The organism is Emticicia sp. BO119 (genome assembly GCF_013912375.1).
Lineage (GTDB): Bacteria > Bacteroidota > Bacteroidia > Cytophagales > Spirosomataceae > Emticicia.
This window is the reverse complement of the sequence record NZ_JACETV010000006.1, coordinates 163,345-181,810: the sequence shown is the minus strand read 5'-3', so window position 1 is coordinate 181,810 and position 18,466 is coordinate 163,345. Positions and strand designations below refer to the sequence as shown.

Sequence of the window (18,466 nt, the reverse complement as noted above, 5' to 3'; positions counted from 1 at the left end):
TTTAAGCACCGTAAAGTTTAGCCAATTGCTCAGCACATCTCTCGCCATCCATCGCAGCCGACACTATCCCACCTGCAAAACCAGCCCCTTCTCCACAAGGAAAAAGCCCTTTTATCTGTAAATGTTCAAGGGTTTCTTTGTCACGTGGAATTCTGACAGGTGATGATGTCCGGCTCTCGATGCCAATCAATTGTGCTTCATTAGTTACATAGCCTTTTATCATTTTACCAAATTGCTTAAATCCATCTTGTAGTGGACGCGCAATAATGTCGGGTAAAACTTCTGCCATATCTAAAGAAGACAGCCCCGGTTGATAAGAGGTAGAATTTAGAGAAGAGGATATTTTTCCGTTCAAAAAATCAACCAGTCTTTGGGCAGGTGCTAATTGGCAATGCTGAATCGGGGTATCTTCCAGAAGGTTTTTCTCCTGATTAATCTTGGCAAACTGACGGCTTTTTACTGCAAATTGAAATGCTTTTTGCTCCACTTCTTTTTGTAGTTCTAATCCTGCCAAAGCCCCCAGTTTTTTATTTTTCTGCCAGTCTGCCTCATTGATAGCCACTACAATTCCAGAATTGGCATATTTAGAATCCCGACGGTTAGGTGACATACCATTAACCACCAGTTCACCCTCATCGGTCGCCGCCGGAACAATGAATCCACCCGGACACATACAAAAACTGAATACCCCACGCTGTACATTTTTATAGTTGGTTTGTGCTACCAGACTATAAGCAGCCGCTGGCAATATGCCTCTTTCAGGGCGATGATATTGATGTTGGTCTATTAATGATTGTGGATGCTCTATTCGCACTCCCATGGCAAATGGCTTGGCTTCAATCAGGATATTTTTCTTGAACAATAATTCAAAAATGTCTCTGGCCGAATGCCCTGTGGCTAATATCACAGCTATTCCCTCGAAATGCTGTCCGTCATGCGTATCTACGCCTTTAATCTGATTATTGACGATAGTTAAATCAGTAACCTTGGTGTTAAAAAGAATTTCCCCACCTGCATTTAGAATACTTTCTCTTAAGTCGGCTACTACCTTAGGCAACTTATTGGTACCGATATGTGGGTGGACATCTACCAAAATTTGAGAAGTTGCGCCATGTGCTACCAGAATTTCTAAAATCCTTCGGACATCACCTCGTTTTTTTGACCGGGTATAGAGTTTGCCATCCGAATAAGTGCCAGCTCCGCCCTCTCCAAAGCAATAGTTAGAGTCAGGATTAACTAAATGGTCTTTATTGATAGCAGATAAATCTCTCCTTCGTGCCTGTACATCTTTGCCACGTTCAAGTATAATAGGCTTTATGCCTAACTCTATTAGCCGCAAAGCTGCAAACAATCCAGCAGGGCCTGCACCAACAACAATAGCCTGTTTATTTTTGCTGACATTGGGGTAGTTTTTCTGAAACTCCATTACAGGTAGAGGCTTTTCTCCAATGTAAAGTTCTACTTCGAGATTGACTTTTACCTGTCGGTTTCGGGCATCAATAGACTGGCGGAGTTTTTGGATATAAACTTTTTCGGTAGTATCAGGTAAAGAAGATTGTTTGAGAAGGAACTGGCGTAAAGCTGTATCATCAAGAGCCACCTCAGGCTCTAATACAAGCGTAAATAATTGTCGCATTGGTGAAAGGTGTTTATCCTTTAATATAGAGAGTATGTAAATCTTTTTGCCAAAATTAGGGTTTTACAAATGAAATGGCAAATTTGGGTTTATATTTGCAGAAGGATTAACCTATAGAGCTTATAGAATTAAGCTCTGATGACCGGATATTTTAATGGGATATTTTAGAGATATAAGACATGGGATAAAAACAACGGTGAAAGGCATGAGCCTGACGTTGCGACATTTCTGGAATGCACGTGAAAGCAGAAGTCCCATTTCCATACAGAACCCTGATTATTTTGATCAGGATACAGGAATTGTTACCCTTCAGTTTCCGCACGAATCTATGTTGGTGCCAGATAATGGTCGTTACCAGTTAGATTGTGAGATAGACGATTGTATTGTATGTGATAAATGTGCCAAGATTTGCCCTGTTGATTGCATTGATATTGAACCGATTAAGTCTTCTGAAATCATCAGTTATGCTTCTGATGGCTCACCTATCCGGTTATATGCCGCCAGGTTTGATATTGATATGGCCAAGTGTTGTTTCTGTGGATTATGTACTACGGTTTGTCCGACAGAATGCCTGACTATGACTAACGAATATGATTTCAGCGTAGTAGATATTACACAAATGAATTTTGAGTTTTCTAACCTGTCTCCACAACAGGCAGATGAGAAACGGAAATTGTATGAGCAGTTTGTGGCAGAAAAAGAAGCCTTGAAAGCAGCACCAAAAGAGAAAACTCCGACAGAATCTACAACAGAAACGGATAGACCTAAACCTGCATTTAAACCAAACTTCAGACCGATAGCAAAGCCCTCAGTCGTAGGATCAGAAGGCGTAAAAGAAGCAGAAGAAGCACCAAAGCCTAAGCCTGTTTTCAGACCCGTAATGAAAACAGTAAAGAAAGAGGATGATGAAACACCTAAAACAGAGGAGAAAGCAGCAGATGAAATACCAAAGGCAAAACCTGTATTTAAGCCTGTCATGAAAGTAACCCCAAAACCTGTTGAGGATGCTGCACCTGAAAAGGTAAAAGAAGAAAAAATAGAGGAGGCAGTCCCCAAACAAAGAATCTCATTCAAACCTGTGTTTAAAACAACAAAACCGGTTGAGAGTGTTTCGCCGGAAGAGACAAAAGAGGGCAAGGCAGAAGAAGAAACTCCAAAGCCAAGAGCCTCATTCAAACCTGTGTTTAAACCGACACAGAAACCTATAGAAAATGTTGCACCGGAAGAAGTGAAGCAAGAAAAAGTGGAAGAAGAAAATCCAAAACCAAAGGCTGTTTTTAAACCAACAATGAAAATTCAACCTAAAAAACCAGAATAGTGAATATCGAAGATTTATTGAAAAATATCGACCAACAATTAGTATTGCAAATTGCATTTTTCACATTTGCCTCTATTACTATTGGTGGGGCAGGTTTTCTGCTATTCACGAGAAATGTGCTGTATGCAGCCTTTAGCTTATTGATTACGCTTTTGGGTGTAGCAGGATTATATGTTTTTGCCGGAGCAGATTTTCTGGCAGTAAGCCAGATTATGATTTATGTGGGAGGGATTCTGATTCTGATGATTTTCGGGATTATGTTGACTAATAAGAAAAAAGAGCAACAGAAGTCAGATCAGTTGAATAAAATTCTGGTTAGTCATCATAATCGTTTTTGGGTAACTATTGTGGCAGGGCTACTATTTTTAGGGTTTCTGAAAATTATTTTTACGGCTAATTTCCAGTTAGTCGGTAAAGAAATGCATCAAGGAACCACTGTGCAGAAAATAGGGGTTGAGTTAATGACTAATTATGTTTTTGCTTTTGAAATTATTGGCTTATTATTGTTGGCTGCTTTAATAGGAGCTGCTTATGTAGCAAAGAAGGAGAAGATTTAGGAGATGTCTTGAACTTTGATTTATCTGATTTGTGTGATTTACCTGATTCTAATTATAAAATCGCAATAAAAGTATATAATTAATCAATTTGAATTCATCCGAGAAATCACAAAAATCAGGTAAATCATAGTTCAGACAATATTTACCAATTCAAAATTCATTATTCACCATCGTAAATGATATACATTCAAAATTATCTCATTATTGGGGCTTTGTTGTTTTCTATTGGTCTGGCGGTGGCTGTTACAAAGCGCAATGCCATTTTAGTGTTAATGGGGGTTGAATTGATGCTTAATGCTGTAAATCTGAACCTGATTGCGTTCAGCCAGTACGACCCTAATCGTTTGCAAGGACAAATGTTTGCTTTGTTTGTGATGGTAATTGCAGCGGCTGAAATAACGGTAGCATTGGCAATAATCATGAAAATATATGACTATTTTAAGAATGTTGACCTCGAGTCGGCTAATGAATTAAAAAAGTAAAAAAGTATTTGACAAATAGCAGTAGACTTGCTACCTTTGCAGTCCCAAATCGGGAATATGGCTGCGTAGCTCAACTGAATAGAGCGTCTCACTACGGATGAGAAGGTTTGGGGTTTGAATCCCTACGCGGTCACCAAAAGTATAAAAACCCTTCAAATAGTGCTATTTGAAGGGTTTTTTGTTTGAAATAGTCAGCAAACTATTAGCAACTATAAGAATCATCATGCTCACAGTTTTGCTAATTGTAATTTAATTTAACTGGTTCTGTTTTTAAATTGGAATAAAGTAGCTACGCTCTACAATATTTATTTCTGCTTATCTGCCATTCGATTGTTTTCTCCAGACCTTTGTCGAGAGTCCATTGTGGTCTGTAACCAAACTTCATGATTTTGTTGATACAAGGCACTCTTTTTTTTACGTCTTCATAATTTCCGAATGAAGTATAAGGTATGAAAGCGATTTGAGGAAAGCTGTTGAGCCCTTTCATCTGGTACCAGATTTTCTTCGCCAGACTAATAATAGAAATTTCTTCTTCCGGATTGCCGGCAATATTAAAGATTTCGTTTTGCGCACGTGGATCTTTCAGACAGTGAAATATCCCTTCAATGGTATCGTCTATATAGGTAAATGTTCTGGTTTGTAATCCATCACCATGAATTTCAAGAGGTTTACCTTCGAGGATATTCTGAATAAAAACAGCTTGTGGCCCTCCCCACCATGTTGTATTCTGATTTGGGCCATAAGAACCGAAGAGGCGAAAGATGGTAAACTGCAAATTAAAATCTTGATGGTTTGCCATAATCAATTGCTCTCCATAAATTTTTGAAAGGGCATATGCCCATCGTTTTATGGTTGGCGGACCAAGTACAATATTCGATTCTTCATGATAAGGGGTATCAGGGTTTTTTCCATAGATATCAGAGGTAGAAGCGTATAGCAATCGCTGGTTGTCTTTTTTGCATTTGTCGATAATGAATGAAAGAATTCTTGAATTATCCTGTAGCGTTTTACTAGCACTACTATAACGCGGGATTTTCTGAGAGGCCAGATGAATGATAACATCACCCTTGAGCTGCTCGTAGACTGATTCATGTAAAAGATCGCCTTCTATAAAGCTGAAGTTTTTGTGTTTCAGGAGAAACCTTAAATTCTCATGTTTTCCATAACTGAAATTATCTATGCCAACAACACTATATCCTTCATTGAGTAAACGTGCGGCAAGATTGGAGCCTATAAATCCAGCGGCTCCGGTGATGATTATTTGCATTTCGAATAACGTGGTTAAAGCGTGGTTAGTGCCTTTTTTAGTTTCACCTTACAATATACGTATTAGTGCTGATATGACCTTATCCGGATAAAGGATTTTCTACCAGATCTTCAAAATATAAATTTAGACAGATGAAGAGGTTTGTATATTAGTTGGTCATGATAAATAATGAAATGAAAGCAATGAATTACTCAAAACGACGGTTCAGAGTTTGAGTGGAGCGGGTTTTTAGTAGCTGGTCTGTTGGAAAAACCATAAAGAATCAGAGTGTATAATGAAGTTCTTAGATATATCATCAATAATTTATGGCAAGTGGCAGGAATAATCAAAGATAATTTGAGGAAGAAGAAAGTAATGTTCAAAACAAGGTATCTCAGTATAAATTGTTTCTAAGTATTCATTATATCTCTTGCAAACCCCTTATTTCCTCCTTAAATTGCTATCCAGGATGTTTTTTCGTTATAAGCAGGCACGTTATTTTGGGTAAATTGGTAGAGTTCCGGTTCACAACTAAATGATCGTGTGTTATGAAAGAATTTATCGTAAAAAGAAAAACTGTATTAAACGCAACTCCTGCCCAAGTCTGGGATGCCTTGACTAATCCTGAAAAAACCAGAAAATATTTTTTTCACTGTAAAGTTTTTTCTGATTGGGAGGTAGGGAGCAATATTACCTTTGTAGGGCGCATATTTCTGATAAAAAAGATAGAAATGAAAGGAATAATATTAGAAATTATTCCTGGAAAACTATTAAAATATAGCCTGGATAATACCCATTCAAAAGAAAGTACTTCAAGTTTTTCGGTTGTAACAGATACACTGAGCTTTGAAGACAGTAAAACCACTCTTACTATTACCGACGACGTAGGACAGGGAGAAGGAGCCGAAGAAAGATATAAAAAATCACAAAAAGGCTGGACAAGAATCATTAAAGGCTTGCGGGATTTATTCAATAGCAAGCACTAAGTAAGCGAGCATAAGAGTACATAAAGGAGAGACCAAAACAAAATTCTATATTCAGCCAAATACATAATCTGACAAATGGTGCCTGTGTTATTCTATCATGGATATTATCGACTCCGGTTATGACCTCTCAACACAAAACTCTATTCAAACCTGTCTATGAAATATTTTATTTTTCTTTTTTGTCTGGTACATTGGGCTTATGCCCAAAAAGGACCGTTAAAATTCCGTCGTCAGCAAATAGCCGCAGAGTCTTTTGAGACCGCAGGTGTGTTTGATGTGGATAAAGACGGGAATCCTGATATTGTTTCAGGGGCTTACTGGTATAAAGGTCCGAACTTCGTTGACCGATTTTATATTGGTGAGGTAAAACGTCATGGTGAGTATTGGGATGATTTTGCAACTTTGCCGATGGACGTAAACGATGACGGAAAAATTGATTTTATAAGCGGAGGTTGGTGGGGTAATAACGTAAGATGGTATGAAAATCCGGGAAATACCAATCCATGGAAAGAGCATATTGTTGGGGATGGGATTAAAAATGTAGAAGGAGTAAGGCTATTTGACATAGATAGCGATGGAGAAGACGAAATAGTACCTAATAATCTGGGGCACCCATTAGTTTATTATAAGGCTAAAAAAGATCCCTCAGGCAAAAAAACGGGAGAATTTGATAAAATTCAGGTATTTGAAAAGCATGGTCATGGTTTAGGCTTCGGAGATATAAATGGAGATGGGCGCGGTGATTTTGTTATCTCTAATGGTTGGCTGGAAGCTCCTGTGGACAGAAAAAACGGTAAATGGACATTACACGAAGAATTTAAATTGGGCGATATGGGCCTACCAGCTATTGTAGCCGATGTAAATAAAGATGGTAAAAATGATTTGATAGTAGGGCAGGGGCATGGCTATGGGCTTGACTGGTATGAACAACAGGCGAATGGCATCTGGAAAAAACACCCGATTGACCCTTTTAATTCTCAATTTCATGAGCTAAAATGGGTGGATTTAGATGGTGACGGACAGCCTGAATTAGTAACTGGCAAAAGATACCGCGCACATGATAGCAAAGACCCGGGGGCACATGATGCCATAGGTTTATATTATTATCAATGGAATGGAGAGTCGTTTACAAAGCAGGTAATTGCTTTCGGGCCGTTAGGTATAGGTAAAGGCACAGGTAATTATTTCTCAATAGCTGATGTAGATAAATCAGGTACTCCAGACATTATTGTAGGAGGTAAAGATGGCCTGGCTGTATTTTTTAATGAAGGAAGGGTTGAGCACTAATGCTTAACCCTTTTTACTGATAGAAGTGATAAATTATGGTTCGAAAATTAACCTTTCGTCTTTTTCAACTACCGGAATTTCTCTCACAAATTCATCATAACCTTCTTCATTTTCATGGTTGCTATAAGCACCATAGGCATCTATAGTATAACCTATGTGCCCGTCTTTAGATTCAATAATATAAAGAATTGATGATTCTGATGGGCTCGATTCTCCCTCAAAACGATAAGTTTTAATAATTTTCAGGTCTTCCGGTTCGTAGAAACTCTCAGAGTCAGCAATACAAAAACCCTTGTCTGTCCATCGGAATTCTTTATCAACTCCTTTTTTTCTTAGTTTCTCAAGGATGCTAACCATTGTGGTCATCTCAGTACTTTTGTCGGAATATTCTTTTTTCGGTGTTTCCATAGCTGTCATATTTTATGTTTATAACTATACAATTACTATTCCCTCTACGGTTAGAACTAAAATAGCTTCAGGAGGTCAGAAAATGTGATATAAAATACACAGCAGATGAAGAAGTGTAGAAAATTTTACCAAACCGAACCAAATAGTTTAAGGAAGTGTATTTTATTCAGATGTTGTTTGTCAATCTGACATTTCGATTTATTAGATTCATGCGTGTTACATATCTGAAACTAATCGCTACGGTATTTTTCTGGGGATCTAACTTTGCAGCCGGAAAAATAGCCGTGCAGTCATTCGGGCCTTATTCAACTGCCTTTTTAAGATTTACGGTTGGGGCATCTTTGTTGATGCTCATGCTTTATAAGCAGGAACAGAAACTCCCGAAAATCAGTGTAAATCAATTGAAGTGGGCAGCTATATCGGGTCTATTAGGGGTTGTGTTATATAATATAAGCTTTTTTATTGGCATTCAGTACATGCCTACGGTCAGGGCTTCGCTGATCGTGGCTTTTTCGCCAATTACGATTACTTTAGGAAGTGCCATTTTCTTTGGCGAGAAGGTAACCGTACTTAAATGGTTAGGAATAATTATCTCAATCACCGGAGCGATGCTGGTCATTGTAAGAGGTGATTTCAGTAACCTGTTGGCACAAAGTACATGGGGTATAGGAGAGTGGTTCATTCTAGGAGCAGTCTTATCCTGGACTGCCTATACTCTGACCGCCAAATTGGCATTAAAAGCCATGCCTGCTCTTACTTTAAGTGCTTTTTCTGCTTTGATAGGTTGCGTAATACTTTTTGTTCCGGCATTACAGCATCAACTGTTTGAGCGTATGTCTGCTGCTCCCTGGCAGGCTTATGTAGCTATCATCTATATGGGCGCTGCCGCAACTGCCTTAGGATTCATCTGGTATTATGAGGCCGTCCGGCTGATAGGTGTCACAAAATCAGCTATTATTGGTAATCTTACCCCTGTTTTTGCTGTGTTGATTGCCGTAAGTTTTTTGGGAGAAAAACTCACAATACCAACAATTACTGGAGGGGTTTTAGTTCTTTTAGGTATATTGCTTACAAGTCGGAAATAAATTGTTCTATTTTGTCGGAAGTACCAATATCACCCATAATGGGTGAGGTATTGGTAAAAATTTAAGCAATAAATTAGCACTTTAATTACTCTAAACTAAATTGTTGAGTGCTTTCAGCTTTTGTCGCTGTAAAATCTTTGATGGTCTAATCTCTCAGGGGATACTGCCAGAATCGGCTTTTTTCCTTATTTTAGTGACAAACACGCAATCAACCTTCATTTATCAGACTATGCTCAGAAAACTCTTATGCCTTTGCACAGCAATAGTGACTTTTGGTGCTACTGCTCAACCCGGCCGATCTTCTAAATGGACGAAAGATGGCAATGGCTATTATTCAGCCGAACAACAACAAATCGTGAAGTTTGACCTTACTACCCAACTGGCCAATGTAATAGTAAGTAAGGATTTATTAACCCCTAAAGGAAGTACCAGACCATTAGAAGTTAAAGACTTTAATTTTAGTGATGATCAGAAAAAACTTTTGATTTTTACTAATACCAGGCGTGTATGGCGCTATGAAACCAGAGGTGATTACTGGGTATTGGATTTGACTACCAAAGAGTTGAAGAAATTGGGTGCTTCTTTGCCTGAATCATCACTGATGTTTGCCAAGATTTCGCCCGACGGCAAGAAAGCGGCTTATGTAAGCAAAAATAATATATATGTTGAAGATTTAGCAGTAGGAAAACCGAAGATTCTGACCTCAACCAATGGCACAAAGAAACTTATTAATGGTACTTTTGATTGGGTATATGAAGAAGAATTTGGCTGTAGAGACGGTTTCCGCTGGAGTCCTGATAGTAAAACGATTGCTTACTGGCAGATAGATGCCAATACCATCAGAGATTTTTATATGATTAACAATACCGACTCTACCTACTCGTTTATAGTGCCTGTTGAATATCCCAAAGTAGGAGAAGCACCATCAGCTTGTAAAGTAGGTGTGGTAGATGTGGCTACTGCTAAAACTATCTGGATGAAAGTGCCGGGTGATAGCCGTCAGAACTATATTCCTCGAATGGAGTGGGCTGGTAATTCTAATGAACTGATTCTGCAACAACTAAACCGTAAACAGAATCATAGTAAACTAATGTATGCTAATACCAGAACAGGTGCAGTTAATACAATTTATGAAGAGACTGATGAAGCATGGGTAGATATACGGTCTCGATGGACGGATGATAACCCAGCCGGATGGGAATGGTTGAGTGGGGGTAAAGAATTTGTCTGGGTTAGTGAAAAAGACGGCTGGAGACATTTATTCCGAGTATCGAGAGACGGGAAAAGTGAAACATTGATTACTAAAGGAAACTATGATGTGATAGCACCGGAGCAGATAGACGAAGCAACAGGTTATGTCTATTTTACGGCTTCGCCAACAAATGCAACGCAGAAGTACCTTTACCGTACCAGATTAGATGGCACAGGCGAAGCCGAAAGAGTATCACCAGCGATTGAAGAAGGAACACACGAATATCAGATTTCGCCTAATGGTAAGTATGCGTATCATAATTTTTCTAATTACTATACGATTCCGGCTACAGAATGGGTATCCTTACCCGGACATCAGTCTTTAAATCCAAAAGATGATATAAGCAAAAAAATAGACCCGGAAAAAAAGAAAAACTCCAATATTGAGTTTTTTAAAGTAACAACTGAAGATGGCGTGGAAATGGACGGTTGGATGGCTAAACCTAAGAATTTTGACCCTGCTAAGAAATATCCGATAGTATTTACGGTGTATAGTGAACCAGCCGGACAAACAGTAGTAGATCGGTTTGGAGTCGGAAGAAATAGTTTGTATAGAGGTAATATGGCTGAAGACGGTTACATTTATCTTTCGTTAGATAACCGGGGAACGCCTGCGCCAAAAGGAAGAGCATGGAGGAAATCGATCTACCGTAAAATCGGGTTAATTAATACGAGAGATCAGGCAATGGCAGCTAAGAAAATTCTGCAATGGCCTTATGTGGATTCCGAGCGTGTGGCCGTACATGGCTGGAGTGGCGGGGGGTCTTGTACCTTAAATCTGATGTTCCAGTATCCGGAAATTTATAAAACAGGCATTGCTGTAGCAGCGGTAGGTAACCAGTTGGAGTATGATAATATATATCAGGAACGCTACATGGGCTTGCCACAAGAAAACAAAGAAGATTTTCTGAAAGGCTCACCAATTACTTACGCCAAGAATCTGAAAGGAAATTTGCTATATATTCATGGTACTGGCGATGATAACGTGCATTATCAGAATGCAGAACTATTATTAAATGAACTGATTAAACATAATCGTCAGTTCCAGTTTATGCCTTATCCGAACCGCTCGCATGGGATTTATGAAGGCGAAGGAACAAGAATGCACCTCAATACTTTATTTACCAATTATCTGAAACAATACTGCCCTCCCGGAGCGAAATAAAATCATCAACAAACTATCTTCATTATAAAATTCAATTAACGTATAAACCCAGACGCACCGCGCCTGGGTTTATACGTTTTATAGTAATTTATCTAAAATCAATCAGAAATGGCTATAATAATTGATATTTATTCGTAAATTTAGCTCTATCCGCAATCTCTCTGCACAAAAACTATACTGAAACTACTTTTTTTAAAATTAACCTAAAACACTATGCCAACAAATACATCAAAAATCCGCTTTGATAATTCGGGTTACTACTTTTTTGTCCTGGTAATTTTAGTAATACTGGGTTTCTGGCCTTCGTATTTTTCAGGATTTTTTAACGGTAATAACTCCTATTCATTTTATTTCCATTTTCATGCCTTTATGATGTCTGTCTGGATTATGATGTTAATCATTCAGCCTCTATTAATAAGAAAGAAAAAACTTGGGATTCATAGAATGATAGGCAAACTTTCTTATGCAGTTATGCCTCTATTATTTATATCTGTTTTATTGTTAGTGCATAGTCGTATCAAAGGCTCGGAAAGAGACGATATGGGGCTTTCTTTATTTGTGCCGTTTAAGGACCTGTTAATTTTAGCAATAACCTATAGTATTGCGATAAAAAACAAACGTGATTATCAGATACATGCAAGAGCTATGGTTGCTACGGGCATTGTTTTTATTGAGCCGGCATTAGCAAGATTTATGGGCCATTCAGTTTTTAAAAATAATGGTGCTTTGGCATATTTTGCCACAATCGGAATCATTTATGCGATACTTATCGCCTTAATGATTATTGAAAGGAAACAAAAAAAAGCAAGATGGATATTCCCGCTTGTACTTGTGATGTATATTATTGTTCATTCTATATTGATTTTCAGTATAAACATTCCGTTTTTAAATGAATTTGCCAAATGGTTTGCAAGCCTGCCATTGACTTAATATTATCACTTTACACCGAGTAGGCGCAGGGTTTTTAACGACGGATTGAATAATTCAGACATTTATTTAACGAATGAGTATGACAACCGCTAAGAAGAATCGTATTGAATCAGTTGATTTGTTAAAAGGTTTAGTAATGGTAATTATGGCCATTGACCATACAAGAGATTATTTCCATCAATCACCAGATTTGCTTGATTTAACAGACCCCGCCCGCACGACAATCCCCATTTATATTACCAGATGGATTACCCATTTCTGTGCACCAACTTTTAGTTTTTTAGCCGGTATCTCAGCCTTTATGGTTAGCAGAAAGAAATCTGAAAATGAATTGTCAATATTTCTTATCACAAGGGGTTTGTGGTTGGTTTTTATTGAACTGACAATTATCAGTTTTGCCTGGTATCTTGATATTCAGTTCAGAAACTTTGACCTTGCTGTTATCTGGTGTTTGGGAATTAGTATGATTTTTCTTGCGGCGATTATTCATCTACCCCGAAATCTCATCTTAATTTTATCCTGCGTATTAATTTTTGGGCATAATACGCTTGATACTGTTCATTTTAAGGATAATTTATTATGGAGTATCTTACATGAATTTGGTAATTTTAAATTATCAGATACCCGGCAACTAAATGTCTTTTATCCGATTATACCCTGGATAGGCGTAATGGCACTCGGTTATTATTTTGGTAGCTTCTATACCCAGTCGTTTAGTGCCGCCAAAAGAAGAAAACTATTTAACAGGATTGGCATAGCATCAATTCTATTATTTGTGATAATGAGATGGATAAATATTTATGGAGATACTTTGGTGTGGAAGAAATACGATACTATTCCACAAACAATTATGTCGTTTATGAACATTACCAAATACCCTCCATCACTTTTATATTTATTAGTTACTTTAAGTGTGGCATTAATAGTTTTAGCCAATACAGAAAAGCTGTCAGGAAAGGTAGTTGATTTCTTCACAACATTCGGTCGAGTTCCATTTTTTTATTACATCCTGCATTTGTATGCGATACGTGTTTTCGGAATGATTTTCGCGGAACTAAGTGGCTATGACTGGCAAATAATGATACAAACCACACCGGAGTTTGATTTAAAGGGTTTTGGATACAATCTTGGAACCGTCTATTTAATCTGGGCAGGAATTATCTTATTACTTTATCCGCTTTGTAAAAAATTTGATTCCTATAAGCAAAGTCATAAAGAGAAATGGTGGCTGAGTTATCTGTAAAATCCTGAATCCCGCTAAGAGCGTTAGATAATTTTAATATCTATATTTTGTACCTTGTAAGTCAAAAATAAGAATTTCTTTTCCGTCTGGCTTTTTGAGAATAATTTTATCACGCTCGGCCGGATTTACCCTTTGAATAATTTGCGACTCTTTCGGTAAATAGAAATTTGTTAATTGTGCATCAACTACTGAATATATTGGCGCACCTTGCGCACCCGGCATGGAGTCTTTGTAAGAGCAATAAATAACGGTATCTCCTTTTGTGTATAAGTTCTGGATTTTCTCAGCAGCCAAAGTATAGGGGTTTTTCTGACGAGGCTCAGGAAAATTCATAAAATAGCGTGGTGGGTTATCCTGCCAGATACTACTGATGATTCCGACAATTAAATAGAGTTGTAAAGACAGAAGCAAGAAAAGTACATACTTGACCTTTGATTGCATCTGCCAGATATGTCTGATTAACAGGGTCATCAGAATAATTCCGAATGCATAAGAATAACCAATGTATCGGGGGATAATTCTGAATGTGTTGCCATCCTGTAAGGAGAAAATAATCAGAAATACGAAAGGCATAATGACTAATAAAAGCAGAAAAATGACGAGTGGATTATCAGGTTTTTTAAAGTTCTTCACAACATAATTCAACAAAATGCCAATCAGGACAACGTTTAGTGAAAGTACGAGAAATTGAAATTTTGCTGTGGAATAAAGTAGAAGAGAGAGCGCTATTAAAACAGTTATAGCAGCTATTTTCCATCTATCTGACGAAATCCGTTTAAAGCAAATCAATCCTATAATTGGGCTTGCAATAGCAATGAGTGTATTCTTAAAACCTGATAAATGCAGATAAAGCCCTTCGCTGCTGATAAAAGCTGATGAAATTACGTGTCTTAATTGTTTGAATATATTAGGCAGAGTTGCCACCGATAGATACTCATCAGGAGAAGTTTGAGCCAGATAATTATAAACTTTTACACTATTCTGCACATAATCAAACAGCCATTGCCCACCAGCTGATTTTAACCAGGTTATTATACCTGCTACCGGAATCATCATTGCTAAACTCAGGCCTATCCATACCCTTAATTGTCTTACATACAGCAATACATATAAACCATGAATCACGAAAAGCGGGAACGTGGATATATGACAAAGCTCACAGGCAAGAGCTGATAGTCCATAACACAAATAGTATAGTGTAGTTTTTTGCTTGTTTTTCTCTCTTTGAATAATCAATAAAAGTAAGTGAGTAGCCAGCAATGCAAAGAAAAAAAGCATTGCATAATTACGCGCTACTTGCGAGTAATTGATATAAAAAGGAGAAATCGCAGACAGAAAAGTTGCCAGAAGTGCCAGCTTCTCTGATTGAAAATGTGTTTTGACAAAGACAAAAATCAGAAAAATAGTCAACAAATTAAATAGTAAAGAGAGTATTCTGAGGTTGGCATCATCAAGGCCAAAAATCTTTGACCAGTAATGAAGTGTGTAAGTATATAGTGAACCGTTTCCGGTATCTAAACGGGCAATAGAATCAAAGAAATCATGAATGTTTTTCTCTGACCAGAATTCCTGAGGTGTGAAATATGGGCTATCTGGTTTTCGGACAGAATTTCTTTGATTATTGCCCTCATAACTCACAAACTGGCTTACAAACAAAGAATACTTTTCGTCTCCGGCAAGTCCGTGTGCACCTATATTATAGAAACGTAAAAAAAAAGCAAGCACTAAAATACTTGCTAATAAAATATAAGTAGATAATTTGCCAAGACTTGCCATAAGAAATTAGTAAGATCAGAGATTTGCCTTGCAAATGGTTTTTAAATCAAGAATTGTTTGCGTCGGATTCTCTGAATTGAATACAAAGCTGCCAGCCACTAAGGCATCAGCACCGGCTGCTACTAATGCTCTTGCATTGCTGGTAGTTACACCGCCATCTATCTCAATCATAGTAGAAAGACCTCTGTCATCTATCATTTTTTTTAGCTTTTCTACTTTTTTGTAAGTATGCTCAATAAATTTCTGACCTCCAAAACCCGGATTAACTGACATAATCAGAACTAAATCAATATCATGCAGAATATCTTCAAGTACATTTACTGGTGTATGCGGATTAAGCGCTACTCCGGCTTTGCATCCTAAATCTCTTATTTGCTGTAAATTACGATGCAAGTGTGGGCAGGCCTCATAATGTATCGTAATGATTTCGGCACCTAATTTTTTGAATGTCTCTACATATCTTTCGGGTTGAACAATCATCAGATGTACATCTAATGGCTTGGTTGCATGGCGCTGAATAGCTTGTAGCACAGGCATTCCAAAAGAAATGTTGGGTACAAATACACCATCCATAATATCAATATGAAACCAGTCCGCTGCTGAATTATTCAGCATTTCCGAATCTCTTTGTAAATTGGCAAAATCGGCCGCCAAAACAGAAGGAGCAATAATCGTATTTTTCATGCCGCAAAGGTAGGAGATTTTCATTAAAAAAATGCCTTAATCGGAGAAGACAATTTGCCTGGGGAATATAACATTTGTGAAACCATCGTTGTTTTTTATGAGAAAGGTCATTAATTTTTTTAATTTAGAAGCCGAAAAATCCTTAATTTTGCCAAAAAAACTTCATCTCATGGAACAAGCACTGCTTGACGAAATACCGTCATTAGATTTAGCAGATTTTACGTCAGGCGACCCTGAGCGTAAAGCTAAATTTGTACAAGAAATAGGTAAGGCCTTTAATAATATTGGTTTTGTGGCTATTAAAAATCATGGCCTTTCTGAAGAGTTGAGAGGAAAGCTTTATGAAACCGTACAAAAGTTTTTCTATCAGCCTGATGAATTGAAAAAAAAATATGAGTTTCCTGAACTCGCAGGGCAAAGAGGATATGTAGGGAAAGGCAAGGAAACAGCTAAAGGCCATAGCCGCCCTGACCTGAAAGAGTTTTACCATATAGGGCAACCTGAAGCCGAAGGAGATATGTACACAAATGTATTTCCGGCAGAAGTGCCTCAGTTTGAGAAATATACCACCGAAGTTTACCGAACCTTTGAAAATACCGGCAAAACATTGTTAAGAGCTATTGCTCTTTATTTAGGTTTGTCTGAAGATTATTTTGAAGCAAAGGTAAAAGGGGGAGATAGTATCTTGCGCGCTTTGCATTATTTCCCGATAGAGAATCCTGATGCTTTACCTGAAGGAGCAGTACGTGCGGCAGCTCACGGAGATATTAATCTGATTACTTTGCTAATGGGGGCATCGGCAGAAGGCCTGGAAGTATTACGTTTAGATGGCAAGTGGATTCCGGTAACGGCCTTACCTGACCAGATTATTATTAACGTTGGTGATATGCTCGACCGACTGACTAATCATAAGTTGAAATCTACAATACATAGAGTGGTGAATCCCCCCCGAGAGAAAATGAAAACTTCCCGCTTCTCTATCCCTTTCTTTATGCATGCCCGCCCTGAGACTGATTTGACTTGTCTCAATAGTTGTATTGATGCAAACAACCCTCGACGCTACGAAAATATGACAGCAGGTGAATTTCTGGATGAACGGTTAAGAGAGTTAGGGTTGAAAAAATAACAGTTCATAATCAAAAAAATGGGTGTAGCACAGAAAATCTGGTTTTTCTGTGCTATATTTAGTTTCTTTACTCACACAAAAACTATCGTGTAGATTTGATGCGAAAAACCCGCCAGATTCGATACATCATTTTTTTAAAAGATGTCATGATTCTTGCGCTGACCTGCTTCGGCGGGCCGCAAGTGCACCTGACAATGTTTCTGGACAGGTTTGTAAAGAAAAGAAATTATTTGACTGAGGCTGAATTATTAGAATTGCAAGCGCTTTGTCAGATTCTGCCCGGGCCTACCTCTACTCAAACCATTACTGCATTGGGATTTCGTCTGGGAGGTGCAAATCTTGCTTATATCACCCTTCTTATCTGGATATTACCAGGAGCACTACTAATGACCCTCGCAGCTTTAGGCATTACCTATATTGAAAAAGGTCAGTTGGCAAATCTTACCCGATTTATCAAACCTATGGGGGTGGCATTTATTATGTTTGCGGCATTTTCGATAGGAATGAAAGTTATAAAAACCTATGTGAGTGTCTTTTTGATGATACTGGCAGCCATTGCAGGATACTTTTTTCCGTCGCCTTATATCACACCTATCTGGATTCTGTTAGGAGGGCTGGCTACCGCATTGAAGTTTGGTGAACAGGAAAAAATGCAGAAAGAACCGATCCGGATAGAGTGGGGGAATTTCTTTTTGTGGTTAAGTGTATTACTATTTTCGGCGGGGTTGGGTGCTCTTACGCATTCTTTGCCTATTCGTTTGTTTGAGAATTTTTATCGGAACGGAAGCCTGACCTTTGGTGGGGGGCATATCCTGAAGCCATTGCTCTATAACGAGTTTGTAAAGTTTAAACATTATTTATCTGCCGACGAATTTCTGTCAGGCCTGGCAATTGTAGAACTGGCTCCAGGGCCTGTTTTTTCTATATCGTCGTTTGTAGGTACACTTTCTATGCGTGATTGGGGTATCAGTGGTGAACTATTGGGAAGCCTCGTAGCTACGATAGGTATTTTTCTGCCCGGTACTTTTCTGATATTCTTTGTTATCCGTTTCTGGGACCAGCTGAAAAAATACCGAGGTATAAGGGCTTCTCTTGAAGGCATAAATGCCGCCAGTACTGGCCTTACGGCTGCGGCGGCATTCTCTCTCTTTCAACCTATGTATGTGGATTTAGTATCGGTTATGACTATTGTCCTGACGTTTATTTTACTTCAAACACGTTTAGTGCCTGTTTACTTAATTATACTTGGTGGATTATTAATGGGCTGGGCAAGTGCCTGATCGTGG

Annotated in this window: 16 protein-coding genes and 1 tRNA gene; 12 read left to right on the top strand and 5 right to left on the bottom strand. The window is 38.2% G+C overall.

The annotated features are described in order from the left end of the window. Position 1 precedes the first annotated feature (1 nt). Entirely contained in the window at positions 2-1,636 is a 1,635-nt protein-coding gene (locus tag H1R81_RS19280; RefSeq protein ID WP_181842387.1) for an NAD(P)/FAD-dependent oxidoreductase, read from the bottom strand. 154 nt (positions 1,637-1,790) lie between these two features. On the opposite strand from H1R81_RS19280, the gene H1R81_RS19275 reads away from it, so the two are divergent. The 4 genes from H1R81_RS19275 to H1R81_RS19260 all read left to right on the top strand — a co-directional run bounded on the left by H1R81_RS19275 (position 1,791) and on the right by H1R81_RS19260 (position 4,129). Beyond that, the gene (locus H1R81_RS19275) at positions 1,791-2,954 is read left to right on the top strand and encodes a 4Fe-4S dicluster domain-containing protein (protein ID WP_181842386.1); all 1,164 of its coding nucleotides are present in this window, start codon (positions 1,791-1,793) and stop codon (positions 2,952-2,954) included. Then, positions 2,954-3,511, top strand: coding sequence for an NADH-quinone oxidoreductase subunit J (locus H1R81_RS19270; protein ID WP_310588097.1), 558 nt, complete (start codon positions 2,954-2,956; stop codon positions 3,509-3,511). Before H1R81_RS19275 ends, H1R81_RS19270 begins: the two co-directional genes overlap by 1 nt. A gap of 176 nt (positions 3,512-3,687) precedes the next feature. Beyond that, complete coding sequence (gene nuoK, locus H1R81_RS19265) at positions 3,688-3,993, top strand: NADH-quinone oxidoreductase subunit NuoK (protein WP_181842385.1); 306 nt, start codon at positions 3,688-3,690, stop codon at positions 3,991-3,993. A gap of 59 nt (positions 3,994-4,052) precedes the next feature. Next, positions 4,053-4,129: transfer RNA gene (locus H1R81_RS19260), tRNA-Arg, on the top strand. A gap of 153 nt (positions 4,130-4,282) precedes the next feature. Here the strand turns inward: H1R81_RS19260 and H1R81_RS19255 are convergent. Beyond that, positions 4,283-5,260 (bottom strand): NAD(P)-dependent oxidoreductase, encoded by a 978-nt coding sequence (locus H1R81_RS19255; protein ID WP_181842384.1) that lies wholly within the window; start codon positions 5,258-5,260, stop codon positions 4,283-4,285. 527 nt (positions 5,261-5,787) lie between these two features. Here H1R81_RS19255 and H1R81_RS19250 point away from each other — a divergent pair. Further along, complete coding sequence (locus H1R81_RS19250) at positions 5,788-6,225, top strand: SRPBCC domain-containing protein (protein ID WP_181842383.1); 438 nt, start codon at positions 5,788-5,790, stop codon at positions 6,223-6,225. Positions 6,226-6,381: 156 nt separating this feature from the next. Next, complete coding sequence (locus H1R81_RS19245) at positions 6,382-7,512, top strand: VCBS repeat-containing protein (protein WP_181842382.1); 1,131 nt, start codon at positions 6,382-6,384, stop codon at positions 7,510-7,512. Positions 7,513-7,545: 33 nt separating this feature from the next. Here H1R81_RS19245 and H1R81_RS19240 read toward each other — a convergent pair whose 3' ends face one another. Beyond that, positions 7,546-7,920 carry a hypothetical protein gene (locus H1R81_RS19240; RefSeq protein ID WP_181842381.1) on the bottom strand — a complete coding sequence of 125 codons (375 nt, stop codon included), beginning with the start codon at positions 7,918-7,920 and terminating at the stop codon, positions 7,546-7,548. A 209-nt stretch (positions 7,921-8,129) separates the two neighbouring features. Here H1R81_RS19240 and H1R81_RS19235 point away from each other — a divergent pair, with 209 nt between their 5' ends. From H1R81_RS19235 to H1R81_RS19220, 4 genes are all read left to right on the top strand, one after another. Then, positions 8,130-9,005 carry a DMT family transporter gene (locus tag H1R81_RS19235; RefSeq protein WP_181842380.1) on the top strand — a complete coding sequence of 292 codons (876 nt, stop codon included), beginning with the start codon at positions 8,130-8,132 and terminating at the stop codon, positions 9,003-9,005. Between the two features lie 229 nt (positions 9,006-9,234). Continuing rightward, positions 9,235-11,421, top strand: a complete 2,187-nt coding sequence (locus H1R81_RS19230; RefSeq protein ID WP_181842379.1) for a S9 family peptidase — start codon at positions 9,235-9,237, stop codon at positions 11,419-11,421. Between the two features lie 213 nt (positions 11,422-11,634). Next, a complete protein-coding gene (locus H1R81_RS19225; RefSeq protein WP_181842378.1) occupies positions 11,635-12,351 on the top strand; it encodes a hypothetical protein in 717 nt (238 codons plus the stop codon). A 73-nt stretch (positions 12,352-12,424) separates the two neighbouring features. Then, positions 12,425-13,594, top strand: coding sequence for a DUF1624 domain-containing protein (locus H1R81_RS19220; RefSeq protein WP_181842377.1), 1,170 nt, complete (start codon positions 12,425-12,427; stop codon positions 13,592-13,594). 33 nt (positions 13,595-13,627) lie between these two features. Here H1R81_RS19220 and H1R81_RS19215 read toward each other — a convergent pair whose 3' ends face one another. Continuing rightward, a complete protein-coding gene (locus tag H1R81_RS19215) occupies positions 13,628-15,370 on the bottom strand; it encodes a glycosyltransferase family 39 protein (protein ID WP_181842376.1) in 1,743 nt (580 codons plus the stop codon). 15 nt (positions 15,371-15,385) lie between these two features. Then, positions 15,386-16,054 carry a ribulose-phosphate 3-epimerase gene (gene rpe / locus H1R81_RS19210; RefSeq protein WP_181842595.1) on the bottom strand — a complete coding sequence of 223 codons (669 nt, stop codon included), beginning with the start codon at positions 16,052-16,054 and terminating at the stop codon, positions 15,386-15,388. A gap of 169 nt (positions 16,055-16,223) precedes the next feature. Between rpe and H1R81_RS19205 the strand changes: the two genes are divergently transcribed. Both H1R81_RS19205 and chrA read left to right on the top strand, forming a co-directional pair. Next, on the top strand, positions 16,224-17,180 hold the full coding sequence (locus H1R81_RS19205) for an isopenicillin N synthase family oxygenase (RefSeq protein WP_181842375.1): 957 nt from the start codon (positions 16,224-16,226) through the stop codon (positions 17,178-17,180). 98 nt (positions 17,181-17,278) lie between these two features. After that, on the top strand, positions 17,279-18,460 hold the full coding sequence (gene chrA, locus H1R81_RS19200) for a chromate efflux transporter (protein WP_181842374.1): 1,182 nt from the start codon (positions 17,279-17,281) through the stop codon (positions 18,458-18,460). Positions 18,461-18,466: the final 6 nt, after the last annotated feature.

Bases quoted from the DNA above. Each gene is read 5' to 3' on its own strand.
- H1R81_RS19235 (WP_181842380.1), top strand. From the start codon at position 8,130: ATGCGTGTTACATATCTGAAACTAATCGCTACGGTATTTTTCTGGGGA.
- H1R81_RS19275 (WP_181842386.1), top strand. From the start codon at position 1,791: ATGGGATATTTTAGAGATATAAGACATGGGATAAAAACAACGGTGAAA.
- rpe (WP_181842595.1), bottom strand. From the start codon at position 16,054: ATGAAAAATACGATTATTGCTCCTTCTGTTTTGGCGGCCGATTTTGCC.
- H1R81_RS19255 (WP_181842384.1), bottom strand. From the start codon at position 5,260: ATGCAAATAATCATCACCGGAGCCGCTGGATTTATAGGCTCCAATCTT.
- chrA (WP_181842374.1), top strand. From the start codon at position 17,279: ATGCGAAAAACCCGCCAGATTCGATACATCATTTTTTTAAAAGATGTC.
- H1R81_RS19245 (WP_181842382.1), top strand. From the start codon at position 6,382: ATGAAATATTTTATTTTTCTTTTTTGTCTGGTACATTGGGCTTATGCC.
- nuoK (WP_181842385.1), top strand. From the start codon at position 3,688: ATGATATACATTCAAAATTATCTCATTATTGGGGCTTTGTTGTTTTCT.
- H1R81_RS19205 (WP_181842375.1), top strand. From the start codon at position 16,224: ATGGAACAAGCACTGCTTGACGAAATACCGTCATTAGATTTAGCAGAT.
- H1R81_RS19230 (WP_181842379.1), top strand. From the start codon at position 9,235: ATGCTCAGAAAACTCTTATGCCTTTGCACAGCAATAGTGACTTTTGGT.
- H1R81_RS19215 (WP_181842376.1), bottom strand. From the start codon at position 15,370: ATGGCAAGTCTTGGCAAATTATCTACTTATATTTTATTAGCAAGTATT.
- H1R81_RS19280 (WP_181842387.1), bottom strand. From the start codon at position 1,636: ATGCGACAATTATTTACGCTTGTATTAGAGCCTGAGGTGGCTCTTGAT.
- H1R81_RS19225 (WP_181842378.1), top strand. From the start codon at position 11,635: ATGCCAACAAATACATCAAAAATCCGCTTTGATAATTCGGGTTACTAC.
- H1R81_RS19240 (WP_181842381.1), bottom strand. From the start codon at position 7,920: ATGGAAACACCGAAAAAAGAATATTCCGACAAAAGTACTGAGATGACC.
- H1R81_RS19220 (WP_181842377.1), top strand. From the start codon at position 12,425: ATGAGTATGACAACCGCTAAGAAGAATCGTATTGAATCAGTTGATTTG.
- H1R81_RS19250 (WP_181842383.1), top strand. From the start codon at position 5,788: ATGAAAGAATTTATCGTAAAAAGAAAAACTGTATTAAACGCAACTCCT.